Raw genomic sequence first — 3,802 nt, forward strand, 5'->3', positions numbered from 1 at the left:
ACACGCTGAACGATATGGCCGCCGACGCGGCCGCGCTGATAGAGGCGCTCGGGGCTGAGAAGGCAGACGTGATGGGCTTTTCCATGGGCGGCATGATCGTCCAGCTGATGGCGCTCAATCATCCCGAACGCGTGCGCACGCTGATCCCTGTCATGACAACGTCTGGCGACCCGTCCCTGCCGCAATCGTCTGAAGAGGCCCAGAAAGCGCTGACCGCTGTGCCGGAATTCCGCAGCGCCGACGCGATCGGCGATCTCGCGGCCCAGTCGCGCCGTGTCATCGGCTCGCATGAGACTGTCCGCAACGCAGACGAAGACGTGAAGGCGATGGCCATCCGCTGCTTCGAGCGCTCCGACCGGCCGATGGGCGTGGCGCGCCAGTACGCCGCCATCCTCGCCCAGCCGCGCTGGCATGAGCGGCTATCGGATCTCGACGTGCCGACGCTCGTCCTGCATGGCGCGCAGGACCCGCTGATCCGGCCCGCTGCCGGAGAGGATATCGCCAAACGCATCCCGGGCGCAGAAATCGAAATTATCGACAAATGGGGCCATGACATGCCCGAGAAGATGGTGCCGGTCCTGCTTAACCGGATCGTGCCCTTTCTCGGCAAACATGTGCCGGAAGAGGCCCGCGCGGACGCCGGCGCATGAGCGACAAGACCGTCCGCGCCGAACGCGATGGCAAGGTGCTGGTCATCACAATTGACCGGCCGGGCGTCCGCAATGCGGTCGACAAGGATACCGCACTCGCCCTCTTCCAGGCCTTTCAAGGCTTCGAGACCGACCAGACCGTCTCGGTCGCCGTGCTGACCGGCGCCGGTGGGAATTTCTGCGCCGGCGCTGACCTCAAGGCTGTCTCGGAAGGCCGCGGCAATCCTGTAGATCCGGAAGGCGACCTTGGCCCGATGGGGCCGACGCGGATGACGCTGATCAAGCCTGTCATCGCCGCTATCGAGGGCTACGCCGTCGCCGGGGGCATGGAGCTCGCGCTCTGGTGCGACTTGCGCGTTGTCTCTGAGACGGCCCGCTTTGGTATCTTCTGCCGCCGGTTTGGTGTGCCGCTGATCGATGGCGGCACGATCCGCCTGCCGCGCCTGATCGGCCAATCGAGGGCCATGGATTTGATCCTGACCGGACGCGAAGTCGGCCCGGATGAAGCCATGGCGATCGGACTTGCCAATCGCCGCGCACCAGCAGGCGAGGCGCTCACCGCCGCAAAGTCGCTCGCCGAGGAGATCGCCGCCTTTCCTTCGCTTTGCATGCGGACAGACCGGCTCTCCGTGCTGCGCCAATGGAGCCTCGACGAGGCCACCGCGCTCAAGGCCGAAACCCAGGGCGGGCTGAAAGTCATCCAGTCCGGTGAAACCCAGGCCGGCGCGACGGACTTCAAGTCCGGCAAGGGCCGGCACGGGAAGTTCTAGCAGCGGCCCGCTTTAATCAGTTTTGGCAAGCATGGCGTGAGGGACCGCGATACCAGCCGCCACTCGCCCCCTTCCTTCAAATAGACGCTCATGAATTTCAGGGGCCCGAACCGGCCGACCGGTCGCACCACGCCGTCTATATCGAGCCGGCCCGTCACGGTAGCCACGTTCCTTTGAAAGGACACCGATTGGCCTGTTAGGGTGATGTCACTGGCGTCAAAAGCGGCGACACCTGCAAGCGCTGCGGCCTTGTCTTCGACCATGCCTCCAGGCGCCACCACGACCAGAGATGGCACCGAAGCCGCATTGAGCTGATCTCTCTGGTTATCGACGATGACCGACCGGAAGATCGCTTCATTCAATCGCAACAGGTCTGCTTCGTCCTCAGGGCCGACAGACGTCGCCGTAGTCGCGCAGGCTGCCAAAATCAGGGTGAACAAAATCACGGCACCGGGCATCGCAGATTTCATGGTTTATTCCTTTCCTGTCACCAGCCGCCACCACCGCCGCCGCCGCCTCCGCCGCCGGAGAAACCGCCGCCGCCAGAGCCTGATGAGCTGGAGCTTTGCGGCATGGAGCTTGTCACAGCCGAACTGATATTGCTCGTGATCGCCTTGTTCATCCGGCCCCAGCCGCCAGACCGGCTCGACATGTGCGCCCATCCCGGATTATAGGCCGCCGCTTCCTGGGGCAGCAGCTTCTCGAAATGCTTGGTCCAGGGCTCCTCGACGCCGAGCGCGATGGCGTAGGGCAGGAATGTCTCGTACCGCGCCGTCGTCATTGGCGGCGGCCGGCCTGTCCCGACTTCAGCTGCATTGAGCTGTAGCTTCTCGGCCTTTTCGAGATAGAGCTTGAAGCCCTCAATCTCGGCGCGCACCTTCTGGCCCTTGGCCGTAGCAGCCGGCATCAGGTACATGAAAAGCCCATTCAGCGCCGCGAGCGCGACGATCAGCCCCGTCAGCCAGACAGACCAGGACGGCGAATGATTGATCGCAAACACGATCGCGATGGCCGATAGCGCGATCGCGACAATCGTATAGCCGAGATTCCATTTGAAATAGTCACTGCCGAACCGGTTCGAGAGCTTTTTGCGGAAGGCGGTATAGGACTTTGTGAACTGGCTATTATACTTGTCGCCAAGGATCAGCTCGCCGCCTGAAAAGAGCTTCCGGTCAAGCAGCGCTTCTTCCTGTGGCAACTGATCGGTTGGGGCCTGTTTTGGCGTCAGGTGGATCTTCTTCTTGTCGTCGGCGTCAATGTCCACCAGGCCCTTGATCCCAAGGTTCACCAGCGTCGCGATCAAGGCGTCATGCCCCCGGAAGCCGCGATTGTAGATGTGGTGGACGGCCGCCGGTGAATAGCCTTTCGGCGCGGAATAGCGGGGGAAGACCGGCTCCTTTGGCGGGTCGCGCCCGACCCGGTCCCAGGACCGGTAGAGGAAGACAAAAACGCCGACAAGCGACAGGAGCAGCACAGCGAGCGAGCCATTTCTCTGCCACCAGAGGCTTGAGATGTCGCCTGCCGAGGGCGGATCGATCACACCTTTTTCGATCGCGACGGCAACGCTCAGTCCTTCATTTGCGCGCAAGGGCTCTGTCGTCTCGAAGAGATATTCATCGCCGTCGCGTTCAAACCGGTAAGCCGTGCCGGTTTCGCCGAACGCGCCGGTATACCCCGATTGCTGAACGAATTGCGCGCCATCCGGGAAGTCGATCCGCGCCGTTGCCGTCAGGATCGGGAAAGCCCAATAAAGGCCGGTCACGTCCCAGTAGAGCTCGTCATATTCATCGAAGTATCGGATCTGGTTTTTCACCCGGTAGCGGATGACATAGACATGTTCTCCGCGCGGAAGGATGTAATCGGTCTTGCCGATCCGGATGCGCCAGGCATTCCCGTCTGTTTCCGTCTCATAGGGTTCGCGCTGGCCGTCCCGCTGGACGGAGAGCACATCATAATCATAGCGCAGCTTTTCGCCGTCCTCTTCCTGCGAGAAATAGCGCGGCAGGTCGCGGAAGATGCCGCGGCGGATCTGGACGTTTTCCGCCGTCAGCGTGATCGTCTCGGTGACGACAATGTCGCCATCCTGCTCGACCTCGATCACCACGTCGAACCGGTGGATGACCTCTTCGGCGATGGCCGAGAAGCCGCACCAGAGAACAATTGCGAGAAGACAGACGTATCGCATCATCAGGAGGCGGGCCCGAAATCTACCTCTGGAACGGCCCGTTCAGCCGTCAGGATTTCAAAATACTGCGCCTGCTGAAACCCGAACGGCCCTGCAACCATGCTCGACGGAAAGCTCTCGACAACCGTGGTCAGCTCGCGCACCGCGCCAGTGTAAAAACGCCGCGCCATCTCGATCTTGGTGTCCGTGTCTGAGAG

The 3,802-nt window shown here is 62.1% G+C and carries 5 protein-coding genes; 2 read left to right on the forward strand and 3 right to left on the reverse strand.

Annotated elements, in window-relative coordinates; translation table 11 throughout:
* Window positions 1-650 (forward strand): alpha/beta fold hydrolase (locus WA989_RS13925; RefSeq protein WP_424341091.1); only part of this gene is annotated, 650 nt, incomplete at its 5' end.
* Complete coding sequence (locus WA989_RS13930) at window positions 647-1,420, forward strand: crotonase/enoyl-CoA hydratase family protein (RefSeq protein ID WP_424341092.1); 774 nt, start codon at window positions 647-649, stop codon at window positions 1,418-1,420. The genes WA989_RS13925 and WA989_RS13930, both read left to right, overlap by 4 nt.
* Here WA989_RS13930 and WA989_RS13935 read toward each other — a convergent pair.
* The 3 genes from WA989_RS13935 to WA989_RS13945 all read right to left on the reverse strand — a co-directional run.
* Entirely contained in the window at window positions 1,417-1,890 is a 474-nt protein-coding gene (locus WA989_RS13935; protein WP_424341093.1) for a nuclear transport factor 2 family protein, read from the reverse strand. The two genes, WA989_RS13930 and WA989_RS13935, sit on opposite strands and share 4 nt — an antisense overlap.
* Window positions 1,891-1,907: 17 nt before the next feature.
* A complete protein-coding gene (locus WA989_RS13940) occupies window positions 1,908-3,608 on the reverse strand; it encodes a DUF2207 domain-containing protein (protein ID WP_424341094.1) in 1,701 nt (566 codons plus the stop codon).
* Window positions 3,608-3,802 (reverse strand): LemA family protein (locus WA989_RS13945; RefSeq protein WP_424341095.1); only part of this gene is annotated, 195 nt, incomplete at its 5' end. The genes WA989_RS13940 and WA989_RS13945, both read right to left, overlap by 1 nt.

Origin of the sequence: Henriciella sp., from assembly GCF_049649345.1 — a bacterium.
GTDB lineage: Bacteria > Pseudomonadota > Alphaproteobacteria > Caulobacterales > Hyphomonadaceae > Henriciella.